At 68.2% G+C, this 16,990-nt stretch carries 14 protein-coding genes; 6 read left to right on the plus strand and 8 right to left on the minus strand.

The window, feature by feature from the left end:
- The first annotated feature begins 64 nt into the window (after nt 1-64).
- Complete coding sequence (locus ABNQ39_RS32640) at nt 65-1,543, plus strand: methyl-accepting chemotaxis protein (protein WP_376966367.1); 1,479 nt, start codon at nt 65-67, stop codon at nt 1,541-1,543.
- A 63-nt stretch (nt 1,544-1,606) separates the two neighbouring features.
- On the opposite strand, the gene ABNQ39_RS32645 is transcribed toward ABNQ39_RS32640, so the two are convergent.
- Nucleotides 1,607-3,016, minus strand: coding sequence for a replication initiation protein (locus ABNQ39_RS32645; RefSeq protein ID WP_376966369.1), 1,410 nt, complete (start codon nt 3,014-3,016; stop codon nt 1,607-1,609).
- Nucleotides 3,017-3,740: 724 nt separating this feature from the next.
- Nucleotides 3,741-4,493, minus strand: a complete 753-nt coding sequence (locus tag ABNQ39_RS32650; RefSeq protein ID WP_376966371.1) for a TSUP family transporter — start codon at nt 4,491-4,493, stop codon at nt 3,741-3,743.
- 143 nt (nt 4,494-4,636) lie between these two features.
- Between ABNQ39_RS32650 and ABNQ39_RS32655 the strand changes: the two genes are divergently transcribed.
- The 3 genes from ABNQ39_RS32655 to ABNQ39_RS32665 all read left to right on the plus strand — a co-directional run bounded on the left by ABNQ39_RS32655 (nt 4,637) and on the right by ABNQ39_RS32665 (nt 7,831).
- Entirely contained in the window at nt 4,637-5,524 is an 888-nt protein-coding gene (locus ABNQ39_RS32655) for a LysR substrate-binding domain-containing protein (protein WP_376966374.1), read from the plus strand.
- A 114-nt stretch (nt 5,525-5,638) separates the two neighbouring features.
- Nucleotides 5,639-6,850, plus strand: a complete 1,212-nt coding sequence (locus ABNQ39_RS32660) for an MFS transporter (RefSeq protein WP_376966376.1) — start codon at nt 5,639-5,641, stop codon at nt 6,848-6,850.
- A gap of 27 nt (nt 6,851-6,877) precedes the next feature.
- Entirely contained in the window at nt 6,878-7,831 is a 954-nt protein-coding gene (locus ABNQ39_RS32665; RefSeq protein ID WP_376966378.1) for an aldo/keto reductase, read from the plus strand.
- A gap of 22 nt (nt 7,832-7,853) precedes the next feature.
- Here the strand turns inward: ABNQ39_RS32665 and ABNQ39_RS32670 are convergent, their stop codons facing one another.
- From ABNQ39_RS32670 to ABNQ39_RS32680, 3 genes are all read right to left on the minus strand, one after another.
- A complete protein-coding gene (locus tag ABNQ39_RS32670; RefSeq protein ID WP_376966380.1) occupies nt 7,854-9,233 on the minus strand; it encodes a chloride channel protein in 1,380 nt (459 codons plus the stop codon).
- A gap of 149 nt (nt 9,234-9,382) precedes the next feature.
- Nucleotides 9,383-9,577, minus strand: coding sequence for a hypothetical protein (locus ABNQ39_RS32675; protein ID WP_376966383.1), 195 nt, complete (start codon nt 9,575-9,577; stop codon nt 9,383-9,385).
- 539 nt (nt 9,578-10,116) lie between these two features.
- A complete protein-coding gene (locus ABNQ39_RS32680) occupies nt 10,117-12,372 on the minus strand; it encodes a carbohydrate-binding domain-containing protein (protein ID WP_376966386.1) in 2,256 nt (751 codons plus the stop codon).
- Nucleotides 12,373-12,797: 425 nt separating this feature from the next.
- Here ABNQ39_RS32680 and ABNQ39_RS32685 point away from each other — a divergent pair, with 425 nt between their 5' ends.
- Together ABNQ39_RS32685 and ABNQ39_RS32690 are read left to right on the plus strand one after the other, a co-directional pair.
- Entirely contained in the window at nt 12,798-13,283 is a 486-nt protein-coding gene (locus ABNQ39_RS32685; RefSeq protein ID WP_376966389.1) for an acyl-CoA thioesterase, read from the plus strand.
- A gap of 166 nt (nt 13,284-13,449) precedes the next feature.
- The gene (locus tag ABNQ39_RS32690; protein WP_376966392.1) at nt 13,450-13,875 is read left to right on the plus strand and encodes an Lrp/AsnC family transcriptional regulator; all 426 of its coding nucleotides are present in this window, start codon (nt 13,450-13,452) and stop codon (nt 13,873-13,875) included.
- Between the two features lie 42 nt (nt 13,876-13,917).
- Here the strand turns inward: ABNQ39_RS32690 and pyk are convergent, their stop codons facing one another.
- The 3 genes from pyk to ABNQ39_RS32705 all read right to left on the minus strand — a co-directional run bounded on the left by pyk (nt 13,918) and on the right by ABNQ39_RS32705 (nt 16,794).
- On the minus strand, nt 13,918-15,342 hold the full coding sequence (gene pyk / locus ABNQ39_RS32695; RefSeq protein ID WP_376966394.1) for a pyruvate kinase: 1,425 nt from the start codon (nt 15,340-15,342) through the stop codon (nt 13,918-13,920).
- Between the two features lie 253 nt (nt 15,343-15,595).
- Nucleotides 15,596-15,787, minus strand: a complete 192-nt coding sequence (locus ABNQ39_RS32700; protein WP_376966396.1) for a hypothetical protein — start codon at nt 15,785-15,787, stop codon at nt 15,596-15,598.
- A gap of 80 nt (nt 15,788-15,867) precedes the next feature.
- A complete protein-coding gene (locus tag ABNQ39_RS32705; RefSeq protein ID WP_376966398.1) occupies nt 15,868-16,794 on the minus strand; it encodes a hypothetical protein in 927 nt (308 codons plus the stop codon).
- Nucleotides 16,795-16,990: the final 196 nt, after the last annotated feature.

The raw sequence follows: 16,990 nt of genomic DNA on the forward strand, positions 1-16,990 counted from the left end.
AGACAGATTTTCCGCTTTCAATACGATCCAGAACATACCGGCGCATTCATGTGGAGAAGGACCGATGTTCGGACGGGGAAAGCACACTCTGGCACTCAAGCGCAGGATGGCGGCGCTCGATGCGCTGCGCGCCAAGGTGATGGTGGCGGATGCCGATCTGACCATCGTCCATGTCAACCCCGCCGTGGTCGCGCTGCTGCGCGAGGCGGAGGGCGATCTGCGCAAGGAGTTGCCGCGCCTGGACGTCAATCGTCTGGTCGGCAGCAACATCGACGTCTTCCACAAGAACCCCGGCCATCAACGCAGCATGCTGGCGGCGCTGACCAAGCCGCACAGCGCCACCATCAAGGTCGGCGGGCATCAGTTCGACCTGCTGGTCACACCGCTGACCGAAGACGGCCAGCGCATCGGGTTCGTCGCCGAATGGGCCGACGCCAAGGAGCGGCTGGAAAACCTCGACTATGCCACGCAGATGACGGCGATCAGCCGCTCGCAGGCGGTGATCGAGTTCACCACCGAGGGCGTCATCACCAGGGCCAACGACAATTTCCTGACGGTGATGGGCTATCGCCTGGACGAGGTCGTCGGCAAGAACCACAGCATGTTCGTCGAGGCCGCCTATCGCGATAGCCCGGACTATGCCCGTTTCTGGGAGACGCTGCGGCGGGGCGAATTCCAGGCGGCGCAGTACAAGCGGATCGCCAAGTCCGGCAAGCCGGTGTGGATCGAAGGCGCCTACAACCCGATTCTCGACGAGAAGGGCCGGGTGGTCAAAGTGGTCAAGTTCGCGGTCGACGTGACCGCCCAGGTCATGCTGCTGAACAACCTGAAGATCATGATCGACAAGAATTTCGGCGAGGTCGATCAGGCGCTCCGCCTGTCGATGGGGGAGGCGGAGTCCGCCAACAACGCCGCCGGCTCCACCTCGGCCAGCGTCCAGGCGGTGGCCGCGAGTGCGGAGGAGCTGGTCGCCTCCATCGGCGAAATTTCCCAGAGCATGACCCGTGCCCGCGCGGCGACCGATGGCGCCTTCGACCGCACGGTGACGGTGGCGGAAAGCACCGACCGGCTGGCGGCGGCGGCCCAGGCGATGAACGGCATCGTCGGGATGATCAACAGCATCGCCGGCCAAATCAACCTGCTGGCGCTGAACGCCACCATCGAAGCGGCCCGCGCCGGTGAGGCGGGCAAGGGCTTCGCCGTCGTCGCGTCCGAGGTGAAGAACCTTGCCAACCAAGCCGGCAAGGCGACCGAGCAGATTTCCACCGAGATCGAAGGCATCCAGTCGACTTCGACCGAGGTCGCCAACGCGCTGAGCGCCATCCGCGAGGCCGTCGCGGTGGTGCGGGAGCATGTGACCGGCACGGCGTCGGCGGTGGAGGAACAGAGCGCCGTCACCCAGGCCATGTCGTCCAACATGCAGAGCGCATCCGCCGCCGTGGCGACCGTCACCTCCAACGTCGCCGCCATCTCCAGCGCGGTCAGTCAGGTGTCCGGCGCGGTCGAACGGACCAAGGAGGCGGCGCACGTCCTGGTGCGGTGACCCTGGTACGATGACAGCGAAGCCGTGCGGTGACGCGTGGTGTGAAGCGCGGGCTCCCGATCCTTACGCCTCGGGGGAGGCTGCCTTCGCCGTCTTCGCCTTGCGCGCCGCCACTTCGAACGCGACGTCCTCGATCAGCCCGCCGGTCAGCGAGGACAGGGCCGACTTCAGGCTCGGCCAGTGGTTCATGCGGGCGGTGTCGGCGACGGCGGCGTTCCTGGCCATCAGGACGAGGCGGCGGCCGCCCTGGGGGGCTTCCTCCACCCGGTCCGGCTCTAGCTCGGCCAGCAGCGGGGCGGGCACCTTGCCCTTCAAAGCATGCAGGACGGCGGCCCACAGGGCGGTCACGTCGTCGGCATCGGGCAGCGGGCCAAGATCGGCGAGGCCGGCCTCCACCGGATCGGCGGGGGCCACGGTGTCGACCTTGCCGATGCGGCGCGCCCGGCGGCCGGCGCTGTGGCGTTCGCGCTCCAGATAGGTTTCTGCCGCCTCCTCCTCGTCCTTGGCGAGGAATTCGAGGGTCACCGCCTCAATCTTGCGGCCTTTCCGCTTCATCTTGTCTTCCGGCATGCTGACGCGGAAGGGGGCGAGCTGGTTCACCTCGGCAATCGCGCGGTCGATGGTGCGGGTGCGCAGGATGCCGAAATCCTTGTAGGCGCCCTCCGGCACGTTCATCAGCTTGCGCAGCGTGTCGATGTCCAGTTCCAGCGACGGATAGTCCATCTGGTAGCGCTGCATGCCGATCTCGTACAGCTTCAGCGCGTAGGTGCTGGTGACCTTGACCATCGCCGGCCCGGACAGCTTGGCCCAGAGCTGCGACGAGCGCTGGATTTCCAGGAAGGCATCGGTGAACTGGAAATGGATGTCGGCGGCGTCGCTGTCCTCCTCCTCCTCCGGCCGGACATAGCTGGAGAGGATGCGCAGTTCGGCGCGCGACCGCCGGCCACGGAAGGGGCCGATTACCACGAGACTGGAATCGAAGATTTCCTTCAGCGCGTCGAAGATGCGCTCGTTGCCCTTGTGGTTGCCGCGCACCACGCGCTTGGGCATCCGGTAGAGCTTGTTGGCGAAATTCTGGCTGCCGGCGAGATGGATCATGAAATTCAGCATCTTCTGCGCCGGCAGCGACAGGCGCGTGCCGTTGGCGGGATAGCTGTAAACCGCCTCCGCCGCCTTGATCAGATGCTTGTAGCCGTCGCGCTCGAAGGTGGCGCTGGCGACGCGGGCGGTCAGGCCGGCGACCGGCGCCGCAGAGTCGGCACTGACGGCCGGCAACGTCGCCGCACCGCCGTCGCCGTCGATCACCGCGCCGCCGGCCAGATCCTGCGGGCCCAGAACCACCAGTCCCGGTCCGCCCTTCGCCGATTCAGCTGTGATTGAGGCCATCGGGGCCGCCATGGGCGCAGCCGCGTCCGACGGGACGGACTCCTCCGCCACCGTGCTGCGCGCCTTCCTGCGCCCCGTCCCCGCCATAGCCGTCCTCCGCCAGAATCGGGGGAGGCTAAATCAATCCTTACCAGAAAAACAAGTAAGGAAAGGGTCGCGCCGCAGAATCCTTTTCATCCTTACGCCCTGGGGGCAGAACCCTTACGCCCCGGGGGGTGTGCGAATCGCCCCCACCCCGTAAGGCTGTTTCCCCCAGGCTGTAAGGAAGATTCGCAGCGACTCGCGGACTCCCCTGGAGATTCGCGCCGACGAATCCTCTTAAAAGGGAAAGGGAGTCGCAAGCGCTTGCCAAGTGCCGGATCCGCAAGGGCTTCCCCAAGGCCTCATAAGTGCGAATCTCGCCTGAAGCTGTCCCTCCGCATCCTTACAGACCCCGAATCGGACCGACTCGATTCGCCAAAGACGCCTCCGGGGGGATGCGCTCCATCCTTACTCCGTGGGGGAACGACGCCATTTTTGCTGTCCGGGGCTCTGTGGGCAAGCTCAATCCTTACGGCTTGGGGGCGCTTGGAGCCGGATCCAGGCCCCCAGGAGGTAAGGATCGGGGCATTCAAGGGAGTGTGTCGTCCGATTCTGGACAGTGCGAGGAGTCACACGGGCTTAAACGCCCCCAGGATGTAAGGAAGCCCGCCCCCAAGCCGTAAGGATCGGGGAGCGGGCCTGTGGTTCGTATCGGGGCGGAATGTGGCCCCCAGGGAGTAAGGATAGGGAAGAGGGAATGGAATAAGACTTTGTTATATAATGTTTTTTCTTAATGGGCCGCCAGCAGGAGAAGCCCCTGGCCGAGATAGACGCTGGCGGTTCCCATCACCAGATAGCGGCTCCACAGGCGGAACTGGGCGTCGCTCATGCGGTCAAGAACGCGGCGGGAGAGATTCGTGCCGATCAGCGCCATGGCGATCGACATCAGGATCACCGTCGATTCCACCGTCTCGTCGCCGCTGCCGGCCACCAGCGGGGCGAAATAGACGATCTTGACCAGATGGCCGACCGACTGGATGGCGGCCTTGGTGGCGACCACGCTCTGCCGGGTCATGGCGCTGCGGATGAAGAAGGTGTCGAGCAAGGGACCGGAGATGCCCGCCAGCAGCTGGATGCCCATGCACAGGAAGCCGCCCAGCACGCCATGCAGCGGCTTCTGCGCGTTCAGCGCCCAGCGGGCGGGGATGGCCAGCGCCAGGAAGGGCGTCAGCCCGAGGATCAACAGCGACACCGCGCGGTCCGGCACGGCGCCGGCCAGGGCGAACAGCAGGCCGGCGACCGAACCGCCCAGCGCGAAACGCAGGATGACCGGCCAGACGACATGGTTCCGCCACAGCCATGCCCGCCAGCCGTTGGAGGCGAACTGCGTCACGCCATGCAGAAGCATCGCCGACGGCACCGGCAGCAGGATCAGCAGCAGGCCCATCAGCACCATGCCGCCGGCCATGCCGAACAGGCCCGACAGAAACGAGGTCACGAGAACGGTGAGGCCAAGCCCCACCATCAGCGGAAGCGTCAGCATGAATCGCCTGAATGCAAGAGAGGGAATGCCAGAGAGGATGCCCGGAAACTCTCACGCGCACGGTTGCGCCGCAAACGGCATTGTTCGATGCTCAGCCCCAGGAAAAGTTGGGGTGGGATCGGAATGACCTTGGGGATGGACGCATGCGCCGCCTGCCCTCGCTGAACGGGCTGCGCGCCTTCGAGGCGGCGGCCCGCCATCGCAGCTTCACCGCGGCGGCGGCGGAGCTGCATGTCTCGCAGGCGGCGGTCAGCCGGATGGTGAAGCTGCTGGAGGACCGGCTGGGCTTCGCCCTGTTCGACCGGCGGGCCAACGCGCTGGAGCTGACCGAGCGCGGACGGGCGCTCCAGCCGGCGCTGACCGAGGCGTTCGACGGCATCGCCCGGCGGGTCGAACAGGTGTCGGCGATGCGGGCCGGGCCGGTGCTGACGGTCGGCATGGGGGCGACGGTGGCGGTGCGCTGGCTGATCCCGCGCCTGTCGGGCTTCCACCTCGACCATCCGGAGATCGAGGTGCGGATCGCCACCGGCGGGGCGGGGGCACCGATGAACGACGACTGGACCTGCGCCGTCCTGCTCGGCGATGGCCAGTGGCCCGGCTATGAGGCGGAGCGGCTGTTCTCCTCCAGCCTGGAGCCGGTCTGCGCGCCGCGGCTGGCGGCGGCCTTGTGCAAGCCGGCGGATCTGGCCGGCGCCACGCTGCTGCACGTCTCCCATTGGGGGGAGGACTGGCCGCGCTGGCTCGATGCCGCCGGGGTGGCGGACCCGATGCTGGCCTCGGGAACGCGGGGGCTGTCCTTCGGCAGCTATGCCATGACCTTGCAGGCGGCCATCGACGGTGTCGGGGTGGCGCTGGCGCCGCGGCTCTACAGTGCGGACGACATCGCCGCCGGGCGCCTCGCCGCGCCCTTCGCGCTGGCGGTGCCGATGGTCCATTCCTGGTATCTGGTCTATCGCGCCTCGCGCCGGGAGGATGGCGGCTTCGGCGCCTTCCGCGACTGGCTCTACCGGCTGCGCGCCGAGATCGCATGAGGCGGCGCATGGCCGGGCGGCGCAATTGACCGATGCGCCGGCCGCGGGTGCCGACATAGGCTGTGCGCTGTTCTGTCACAGCTTCGACCCGTCATGACCGCACAGGACCGCGCGATGCCGCCCACCGCTGCCCCTCTCTCTACCGAAGACGCCGCCCACCCTGCCCTCTCCCGCTCGCTCGTCCTGCTGATGGCGCTGGCCTGCGGCGTGGTGGTCGCCAACATCTATTACGCCCAGCCGCTGGTCGGGCTGATCGGCCCGGCGGTCGGGCTGTCGCCGGAGACCGCCAGCCTCGTCGTCACCCTGACCCAGGTCGGCTATGGCGCTGGGCTGATCCTGCTGGTGCCGCTGGGCGATCTGCTGGAGAACCGCCGGCTGGTGGTGGTCACCCTGTGCAGCACGGTCGCGGCCCTGCTGGTGGCGGCGGTCGCCCCCACCGCGTCCCTGTTCCTGGCGGCGTCCTTCCTGATCGGCGTCACCTCGGTCGCCGTGCAGATGCTGGTGCCGCTGGCCGCCCACATGGCGCCGGAGGCCTCACGCGGGCAGGTGGTCGGCAATGTGATGAGCGGGCTTCTGCTCGGCATCCTGCTGGCCCGCCCGGTGTCGAGCCTGATCGCCGACAGTCTGGGCTGGCGGGCGGTGTTCGGCCTGTCGGCGGTGGTGATGGTCGGCTTCGCCCTGCTGATGCGGCGGGTGCTGCCGCAGCGGCGGCCGACGGGCCGGTCGAGCTACGGCGCGCTGCTCGGCTCGCTGGGGCGGCTGCTGGTGCGGACGCCGGTGCTGCAACGGCGCACCGTCTACCAGACCATGATGTTCGCCGCCTTCAGCCTCTACTGGACCTCCGTCCCGCTGCTGCTGGCGGGGGCGCCCTTCCATCTCAGCCAGCGCGGCATCGCGCTGTTCGCCCTGTCGGGGGCGGCGGGCGCGCTGGTGGCACCCATTGCCGGGCGGATCGCCGACCGCGGCTGGACCCGGCCGGCCACCGGCTTCGCGCTGGCGATGGCGGCGCTGTCCTTCTTCGTCGCGCGGGCGGGAGAGGGCTCCATCGCGCTCTTGGTGCTGGCCGGGCTGCTGCTCGACATGGGCGTGCAGATGAACATGGTGCTGGGGCAGCGCGCCATCTATTCGCTGGGGGCGGAGACTCGCAGCCGGATGAACGCCATCTATATGGCGATCTTCTTCCTGGGCGGTGCCGCCGGCTCGGCGCTCGCCGGCTATGCCTTCGCCGTCGGCGGCTGGACGCCGGTGACCTGGATCGGCTTCGCCTTTCCCGCCATCGGCCTGCTGTTCTACCTGACCGAATTCCGCGGGCGGCCCGCCGCCTGACCGGTAATCTTCAAAGGAGACGATGCAATGGATCAACGCCCGCTTGGCCATAGCGGCCTGACGGTGTCCCCGCTCTGCTTCGGCGGCAACGTGTTCGGCTGGACCGCCGACGAGGCCACCTCCTTCCGGCTGCTCGACGCCTTCGTCGATGCCGGCTTCAACTTCGTCGACACCGCCGACGTCTATTCGGCCTGGGCGCCCGGCAACACGGGCGGCGAGTCCGAGACCATCATCGGCAAATGGATGAAGAGCCGCGGCAACCGCGACCGCATCGTGCTGGCGACCAAAGTCGGGTCGGAGATGGGGCCGGGGAAGAAGGGGCTGTCGCCCGCCTGGATCCGGACGGCGGTGGAGGACTCGCTGCGCCGACTCCAGACCGACCGGATCGACCTCTACCAGTCGCACTGGGACGATCCCGAAACCCCGTTCGAGGACACGCTCGGCACCTACAAGGAGCTGATCGACCAGGGCAAGGTCCGGGCCATCGGCGCCTCCAACCTGACCGCGCCCCGGCTGCGCGAGGCGCTGGAGGTCAGCGCCCGCACCGGCCTGCCCCGTTACGAGACCCTCCAGCCGGAATACAACCTCTACAGCCGCGAAGGCTACGAGGCGGAGCTGGAGGGGATTTGCCGGGAGAATGGACTGGGCGTCATCACCTACTATTCGCTGGCCGCCGGCTTCCTGACCGGCAAGTACCGTTCGGCGGACGATGTGGGCAAGAGCGCGCGCGGCAACGGGGTGGTGTCGAAATACCTGAACGAGCGCGGCCGGGCGATCCTGGCGGCGCTGGACGAAGTTTCCGGCCGGCATGGGGCGACGCCGGGACAGGTGGCGATTGCTTGGCTGATCGCGCGGCCGGGCCTGACCGCCCCCATCGCCAGCGCGTCGAAGCCGGAGCAAATGGGCGACCTGATCGCCGCCGCCCGGCTGAGGCTCGATGCTGACGACATCGCGCAGCTGGACCGGGCGAGCGCTTACTGAGGGTGCTTACCGAGGCGTCAGATCACGGCGAGGGGATCGCCGCCGCCTTGGGCGGGGCCGGCTTGCCGGCCTCGTCGGTCCGCAGAACCGCCAGGAAGGCGTCGGCCATGGCGTGGTAGACCGAGTGCGGGCAGACCAGACGCGAGAGCGTGGTGGCAAGGGCGGCGCTCAGCATCAGCGGCAGCAGCATGTCGGGCGAGGCGCTCATCTCCGTGACGATGACGACGGCGGTCAGCGGCGCCTGCACCACGCCGGCGAAATAGGAGACCATCGACAGCAGCACCACCGCCTCCAGCGAGGTGCCCGGCAACAGCCCGCCGATGATCGAGCCGATGCCCGCCCCCACCGACAGCGAGGGGGAGAAGATGCCGCCGGGGATGCCGCAGATGCCCGACAGGGCGGTCGCCAGCAGCTTGGCCGGGGCGTAGTACCAGGGCAGCGTCTCCACCCCGTCCAGCACGGCGCGGGCCTGCTCGTAGCCGGTGCCGAAGGTCAGGCCGCCGGTGGCGGTGCCGATGACGGCCAGCGCGAGGCCGCAGCCGAGCGCGACGAACACCGGATGGCGGCCGATCCGCCCGCCCAGGCCGCAGCGGATCCAGCGCGACAGCCACAGCAGCAGGCTGCTGAAGCCGCCGCCGGCCAGCCCGCCGACGAGGCCGGTCGCCAGCACCGCCTTCCAGTCCTGCCAGCTGGCCGAGGCGGCGGTGTGGCCGAAATAGGCGTAGTTGCCGAGCAGGGCCACGGCGACCAGACCGGCCGCCACCACCGCGACCAGCACGAGGCCGCTGGTCCGCTTCTCGAAGCTGCGGGCCATCTCCTCGATTGCGAAGACGATGCCGGCCAGCGGCGTGTTGAAGGCGGCGGCGACGCCGGCCGCCCCGCCGGCAAGGATCAATCCGGGCTCGCGCCCCAGCCCGGCGAGGGAGCCGGCCATCAGCATGATCGAAGCGCCGACCTGCACCGTCGGCCCCTCGCGCCCGATGGAGGCGCCGCAGGCCAGCCCGACCAGGGTCAGCAGGATCTTCCCCACGGCGATGCGCGGCGACAGCAGCCGGCGCTTGGCCACCGGATCTTGGACATGGCGGGCGGCGATGGCCTGGGGGATGCCGCTGCCCTGCGATCCCGGCACCACCCGCAGCGCCACCCAGGCCGAGAGGGCCAGCCCCAGCGGGGTCAGCAGGAAGGGCAGCCAGGGCGATGCCGCCTCCGCCAGCCGGAACAGCTGCTGGGCGTAATCGGCGGCGCGGGCGAACAGCACGGCGACCAGACCGACCACGCCGGCACCGGACCAGAACAGCAGGCGCCGACGCCAGTTCCTGGGCGACATCCAGACATGGCGGGGGCGGCGCAGCCCCTGGGTTAGCCGGGGAGGCAGCGGGTGGTGCAGGCGGTTGGAAGGCATTGGACGGGCCGGACGCGGGGGGAACAGACGGGTGAAACGGCGGGAGGCCGAATTTAGGTCCGTCTTTCTCCGCAGAACCAGCGGCAGTCATGCAGATCTGGGGTCACACGGGTCCGGGGGCAGGCCCTCTCACGCGTGAAAATCGGGCATCAGCGGCGGACGACGGTGACCGGCTGGGACCTCGAAGCGGAACGGTTGCTGCGCGAGGCGATGGCGGCGCCTTGCAGGGTCTGCTGGCTGCGGCGCTTCTGCGCCTGCTCGACCTCGCGGCGGAAATTGGGGCCGAGAGCCTCGTAGGCGGCCTTCAGCTCCGGGTCGTTCATCCAGATTTCGCGACGATCCATGGTTTCCTCTTATATTGGCTGGCCGCCGGCCGGATGCCGGACAGATCTGCAGCGTGCCGCCCTTGCAGAGATCTGCATCGCGGGCGGGTCATCCGGCGTTTTTATCGGGATGACGCCCGCGTTCCTTTTGGAAGGCGGGAGCGGCATGACGACTGACAGGTTGGGGCGCTGAGTCTTCACTTCAAGATACGCCCGGTGTCGGATCGGGCCACTTTTCGAAAGCCATAACGCCCTGTCAGAGCCAAGGTTCCAGCCGGAGGCTTATCGGCCGCAGGTGATAGGTCTGGGGGATCCCCCTCTCCCCCGCTCACGCGCAAACTTCGTTTGCGCTGACGCGACAGGCGGACCTTCGGTCCGCCGAAAGCGGGGAGAGGGGCGGGGTGAGGGGGATGCAGAGGGAGGAGCCGGTGGGGAATGGGGACTGCGCGGTTCTTGAGGATCCTCAGCCGCGCGCCCCCCTCACCCTAACCCTCTCCCCGGGGGGGAGAGGGGATATGTCCCCGTCGTGGGAGAGGGGCCCCCATCGCGGGACGGCAGGATCAGGCGTGCAGCAGGCCGATGTCGCTGAAGGCGATGTGGTCGAAGCCCAGGCCGTAGACCGGCGAGTTCGACGCCAGGCTGAAATCGTCCGCACCCGGATTGACGAAGGCCGGGTTCAGGATCACCGAGCCCTTGTCGTAGCCGGCGGCCTGCCAGTTCGACAGCGTGCCCCAGGCGCCGCTCGACATCACCTGCGGCCAGGCGTCGAATTCCTTCTCGGCGGTGTTCAGGCTGCTGTAGAAGTTGTTGTGCAGGTTGCCGACATTGGCCGGGCCGTAGATGTGGACGGCCGTGCCCTCGCGCACGTCGATGACGTTGCCCGAGATGTCGTTGCTGGTCATCGTGTGGCCCTTCCAGCCGCTCCAGGCGACATCCTGCTGGAGGCCGATCTGGGCGCCGCTGTTGCCGGCGATGACGTTCTCGGTGACCGTGTTGTTCCAGCCGCCATGCAGGAAGACGCCGCCGATGTTGTCGTGGACGACGTTGCCCTTCACCGTGGTGCCGCTGGTCCAGTCGTCGAGATAGATGCCCCAGCTCGCCACCTGGCTCGACGGGTTGGTCGCGGTGGTGCCGGACACGTCGTTGTTGATGACGGTGTGGTTGGCCAGATCCTGCTGGCGGTTGATCAGGTAGATGCCGCCGCCGTCGTTGGATTCGAGGTTGGCGTTGATCACCTTGTTGTAGGAGATGGTCACGCGGTAGGCGGCGTCGCTGCCGTCCGTCTGGACCGAGCCGACGGCGATGGCCTTCTCCGGCGAGTTCTCGATCTGGTTGTGGGTGACCTTGACGTCGGAGCTGCCGTTGATCCAGATGCCGGCGTCGCCGCGGTCGGCGGCGTTCGGATGGCGGATCAGGTTATCGGAGACCAGCGTGGCGTTGGAACCGGCCTTGACGAAGATCGACTCGGCGCCGGTGTTGTCGAACTGGTTGCCGGTGACCTTGCTGTTGGCGCTGTTCTGCACCGTGATGCCGTAGCCGCCGCCCTTGACCACATTGTTGGCGAAGGTCAGGCCGGCCGCGTTGTCGGCGTAGACATAGTGGCCGCCGACGACGCCGTCGGCGAAGTTGAGCCCCTCGATGGTGACGTTCTTGGCGCCGCCGAGGCCGAAGGACACCGTGGCGTTGGAGCCGCCGTGGATCACCGCCTTTTCGCTGCCGTAGCCGACGAAATGCACGCCGCTGTCCTGGCTGTCCAGCCACAGCCCGTTCTGGCGGTAGTCGCCGCCGCGGATGTAGGTGGTGTCGATGTTCGGGTCGGCGCGCATCGCCAACTGGGCCTTCTGCAGCGAGGCGAAGGGACCGTCGGTGCCGTCGGCATTCGGCGCCGCCAGCTTGCCCGACCAGCTGTCCTTGCCGTTGGTGGCGACGTAGAAGGCCGGGCCGGTCGGGGTCGGATTGGTCGGCGTGGTGGGAGTCGTCGGCGTGGTGGGCGTGGTCGGGGTCGTCGTGGTGCCGGCCGGGAAATCGGAGGCCGGGGCGTTCACCACCAGCGTGCCATTCCACCACATGCCCTTCTGGCCGGCCACCACGTCCTTGCCGTCGAGCGCGCCCTTGTCATAGCTGACGGCGCTGTCGGTCGCGGCGTATTTGTGGCCGTTGATCGAGATGCTGTTGACGGTCAGGCTGCGGTCCTGGCCGTTGATCACCGCATCGTTGTCGTACTGGATCTGCACCTTGTGCGCGACACGGTCGGCGACGTCGGCGGTGAAGCTGAAATCCTTGGCGGCGGTGCCGGCGGTGCCCTCGCCGATCTGCTTGCCGTCGACCAGCACCTTGAAGTGGGCGTTGACGCCGCCCGCCGGGGTGCCGGAGGCGTTCACCACGATGGTGTCCTTGGCCGACGCCGGGGTCGCGGTGACGGCGGTGGGGAAATAGCTCTTGTCGGCGTTGACGACCAGCGTGCCGTTCCACCACAGGTTCGATTGGCCGGCGACGACGTCCTTGCCGTCCAGCGCGCCCTTGTCGTAGCTGACGATGCCGGCGGTCGGCGCGATCGTCTTGCCGCCGATCGAGATGCTGTTGACGGTCAGGCTGCGGTCCTGGCCGTTGATGACGGCGTCGTTGTCGTACTTGATCTGCACCTTGTGCGCGACGTCGCTGGTCAGCACGGGCGTGAAGACGAAATCCTTCGCCGTCGTGCCGGCGGTGCCCTCACCCACCTTCTGGCCGTCGACCAGCAGGGTGAAATGGGCATTCACGCCGCCTGCGGCCTTGCCGAGCGCGTTCACGACGATCTTGGTAGCGGAAGTGGCCATCGGTTCGGTGTCCTCGCCTGATGTGCCCGTCTGCCTTGGCCGTTGCTTGGGGGCCGGCTTTCGGGGCCTGATGTCCGTTTTGGGCCTGAACCCGGATGCGGGACGCAGGATGGCGGGGAGCTGCGGGATCTTTGTGTGATGTTTGCCCTAAAAAGAGCGGAATCCGCGACAAATTGCGGACATCCGGGCCGGGGGCCTGTTGCGGCCGTTGTCGTGATTGCAGTGCAGCATTTCCGCAACAGCGTAGGCTACGAAACTTGCGGATTTCCCCTATTGATGAAGGAAGCCGTTGAACGAAAGGTGCTTTTCCCGGATTGTTTGGGGTGACTACAACTATTTGCCGCCGGAACGAGGCGCGGCGACCGCGAGGCAGCAGGCACCCCCATATGTCAGGCGACCGCAGCGGAACAAGGATTGACCGAGAGATGCACGAGTACAGCGAGCGGACGCGCCGCGCCGACGATCACCCCGGCCACCGGCCCCTGCCGGCGGGCTGTTTCCGGATGCAGCGGCTCATTCGCTTTTCCCACTGCGACCCGGCCGGCATCGTCTATTTCCCGGTCTATTTCGACATGTTCAACGGGGCGGTGGAGGACTGGTTCACCCAGGGGCTGGACATCGACTATGCGACGATGATCCTGCAGCGCCGCCTGGGCCTGCCCATCGTGCATGCCGAATGCGACTTCGTCATTCCCAGCCGCATGGGCGACACGCTGACGCTGGGCGTCCTCCTGGAGCGGCTGGGCCGCAGCTCGCTCCAGCTGCGCATCAACGGCGAGCATGAGGGGCAGGTCCGGCTGTCGGGCAGCCTGACCGTGGTCACCACCTCGCTGGACGATTTCGCCGCGGTGCCGATCCCGGACGACATCCGCGAGGCCATGAAGCGCTATCAGGCGGGCTGCGAGGGGTAAGGGGGGCTGGGCCTATTCCCCCTCTCCCCCCTGGGGAGAGGGCCGGGGTGAGGGGGATGCACTGCGTGCCTTTCCCGGAAAATTCTGCTACGCGACCCCCTCACCCTAACCCTCTCCCCGGGGGGGAGAGGGGATTATGCGTGCTCTTCCCCCGTGACGGACCATCATGGACGATTTCGACCAGCGGCTGATCGATCTGTTGACGGTGAATGCCCGCACCAGCACGGCGGCGCTCGGCCGGGCGCTGGGGCTGTCGCGCTCGACCGTGCAGGACCGCATCGCCCGGCTGGAGCGGCAGGGCGTGATTTCCGGCTATACCGTGAAGCTGGGCGATCCGGCGCCGCGGCGCGGCGTGTCGGCGCTGGTGATGATCAGCGTGAACGCCCGGCTGGCCGACCGCGCCGTCCATGCCCTGCGCAAGATGCCGGAGGTCCTCCGGCTGCACAGCATCAGCGGGCAGTACGATCTGTGCGCCACCGTCGGCACCGAAACCCATGACGCGATGGACGCCGCACTGGACGCCATCGGCCGCCTGCCGGGGGTGGAGCGGACGATGTCGTCCATCGTGCTGTCGACGAAGATGGAACGGTAAAAGCCAGCGGAGCGGCGGGGGTGCCGCCGCTCCGCAGCATCCTTACGCCTTGCCGTCCATGTGGATGACGCGCAGGTTGTTGGTGGTGCCGGCCTGGGCGAAGGGGATGCCGGCGACGACCACCAGGGTGCCGGTCTTGCCGGCCAGCTCCTCCGTCCGGCCGATGGCGATAGCGCGGTCGACCATCTCCTCGTAGGTGCGGATGTCGTCGGACAGCACGCTGTGGGCGCCCCACAGCAGGCAGAGCCGGCGCGACACCGCCGTGTCGGGGGTGATCGCCAGGATCGGCACCTCCGGCCGCTTGCGGGCGATGCGCGCCGCGGTGGTGCCGCTGGAGGTGAAGGCGACGATGGCCGAGGAATGCAGGGTGTCGGCCAGATCGGCGGCGGCGGCGGCCACCGCGTGGGGCGGCGTGTGCTCCTCGCCCGGATGGGTCGCCTGGATCAGCGAGCGGTAGAGCTTGTGCTGCTCGGTGGAGCGGATGATGCGGTCCATCATGGTGACCGCCTCGACCGGATACTGGCCCGACGCCGATTCGGCCGACAGCATCACCGCGTCGGCGCCGTCATAGATGGCGGTCGCCACGTCCGACGCCTCGGCCCGCGTCGGGGTCGGGGCGGAGACCATCGAATCGAGCATCTGGGTGGCGACGATCACCGGCTTCACCGCCAGACGGCAGGCGCGCACCAGCTCCTTCTGGCGGCCGGGCACGTCCTCGTGCGGGATTTCGACGCCGAGGTCGCCGCGCGCCACCATCACCGCGTCGGACAGGCGGATGATGTCGTCGATCTTCTCCAGCGCCTGCGGCTTCTCGATCTTCGCCATGATGCCGGCGCGGTCACCGATCAGGCCGCGGCCTTCCAGGATGTCGCCCGGCTTCTGCACGAAGGACATGGCGACCCAGTCGACGCCCAGCTCCAGCCCGAAGGCGAGGTCGGCGCGGTCCTTGGCGGTGAGCGGCGACAGGTCGAGCACGGTGCCCGGCAGGTTGACGCCCTTGCGGTTGGAGATGATGCCGCCGACGACGACCTTCGCCTCGATCCAGTCGTCGCCCAGCTCGGTCACCTCGACGCGGACGCGGCCGTCGTCGATCAGCAGATGGTGGCCCGGCATGATGGCGGCGAAGATTTCCGGGTGCGGCAGCGGGATGGACCGCTTGTCGCCGTCGGTCCCCTGGAGCACGAAGCGGATCTGCTCGCCGGTGGATACCGCGATCTTGCCGTCACGGATGGTGCCGACGCGGATCTTCGGACCCTGGAGATCCTGAAGGATGCCGATGGGGCGGCCGACCTCGGCCTCCAGCTCGCGGATGGCGCGGTGGACCTTGGCGTGGTCGTCGTGGGTGCCATGGCTGAAGTTCAGCCGGAAGGTGTCGACACCGGCCAGGAACAGGGTCTTCAGCATCTCGGGCGAGTTGCTGGCCGGTCCGACGGTGGCGACGATCTTGGCGCGGCGATGACGGCGCATGTGGTTCCGGCCGCGGGGGCCGTCCTCTGTTGGCTGGGCCGTCCGGTGCGCCGCCGGGGCGGCCACCATGGGAGGACGGCGTGGTGACTGGTCAGCGGCGCGAACGGCGGCGGCGGGCAACCGTTCGGGGCAGCCCGTCTACCGCTCGCGTGCCATACCAAGGTGTCGCCATTGCCGCCGGAAAGCAAGGCGGCAGGCAGGGGATGGGGGATGAAACGGCGGGCGGCGGCCGCCCTGCGGCACCGCAGCGCGGTTAGCCGCGCGCCCTGGTCAGCAGCCAGCGCAGGGCCGAATCGGTCGGATGGGTCAGGGTGAAGAGGAGCGCCGAGCGGACGATCCGTGCCGCCGACGGCGAAGCGCCGGGCCTGACCCGGATGTCCGCCTCCAGCAGGCCGACGATGCCGACGAGCAGATAGGCGCAGGTGCAAAACCACAGGAACGACATGAGGCCTCCAGTCGGAGAAGTCATGTCACCCCTGTGGTTAAAGAGGCTCTAACAGCGGATTTGCCGGCTGATGCCGGGCGTCAGTCGGCGACGACGAGGCGGTCGCGCCGCTGGGTGCCGATGCGGCCGCCGATCGCGGCGGCCAAGGCGCCGAGCAGCAGGGCGACGGTGCCCCAGATGCCGGCGGCGGACAGGGTGTTGCTGGTCGCCTTGGCGGCGTTGGTCGCCGTCTCGGCCGCCTGCTGCTTGGCCGACCCGACCTGCTGTTCGAGCTGCTGGAGCCGCTGGCGGGCCTGATCCTCGGGGATGCCGGCCTGCTGGGCGACGATGGAGACCGCCTGCTGGCGCGCCTGGTCGGCCTCGGGACCGCCGGCTGCCATCTTGGTCAGGGCGCTGAGCAGTTGCGTGCGGGCGTCCTCGCCGCTGCGCTGCTGGTCGGCCGGGCGCAGCAGATCCTCGGCCTGCCGGCGCAGGTCCTCGGCCGACACGCCGGACGCGCGGGCGACCTCCGGAACCGCCTGCTTCACCGTCTGGGCGACGCCCGAGGTGGCGCTGCCCAGCGCGTTGAACGCGCCGCCGGTGATGCTGCCCAGCGTGGTGGTGACGAGATAGGCGCTGATCAGCAGCGCGAAGGCCCAGGTCAGAAGACCGTGGATCAGGCCGTCGCCGCGGGTCGGCACCCCGGCGAGCCGGGCGGCGACATAGCCGCCGACGCCGAGCGCCGCCATGTAGCTGACCGTCCACCACAGCCCGGCGCTGATTCCGAAGGAACTCGCCTGCGGCAGGGAATCGCGCCCGGCGCCGGGATCGATGGCCGTCATGCCGATGCCCAGCCCGAGCATGCTGAGCAGCAGCTGGATCGCCAGGGCAAGGACAACGCCGGCAAAGACGCCCGCCCAGGAGACGCGGCGATGGACTCCCGGCCTCACCTCCACATCCGTGGCGGCCAGGACTGTGCGGCGTGGTCCCTGGTCGGGCGATGAGTAGGAACCGTGCTGTGTGATCATGCTCAAGGTCCTTAAGCCTGGAGGGGACGCAAAAGACTGGAGTCTCCGATTTCCAGGGTCGCAAATGACCGATCCTGGACTGTGGATATCGAACACTCTTCACGCCTTGAACATCATGCCGGCGGCAAAGGTTCCTCACGGGAACAGCAGGTTCCGGGTGTCTGGGAATGCGACGAGAAACCGGAATTCCTTTGGG

This window comes from Azospirillum sp. A26 (assembly GCF_042604635.1).
Taxonomy (GTDB): domain Bacteria; phylum Pseudomonadota; class Alphaproteobacteria; order Azospirillales; family Azospirillaceae; genus Azospirillum; species Azospirillum palustre.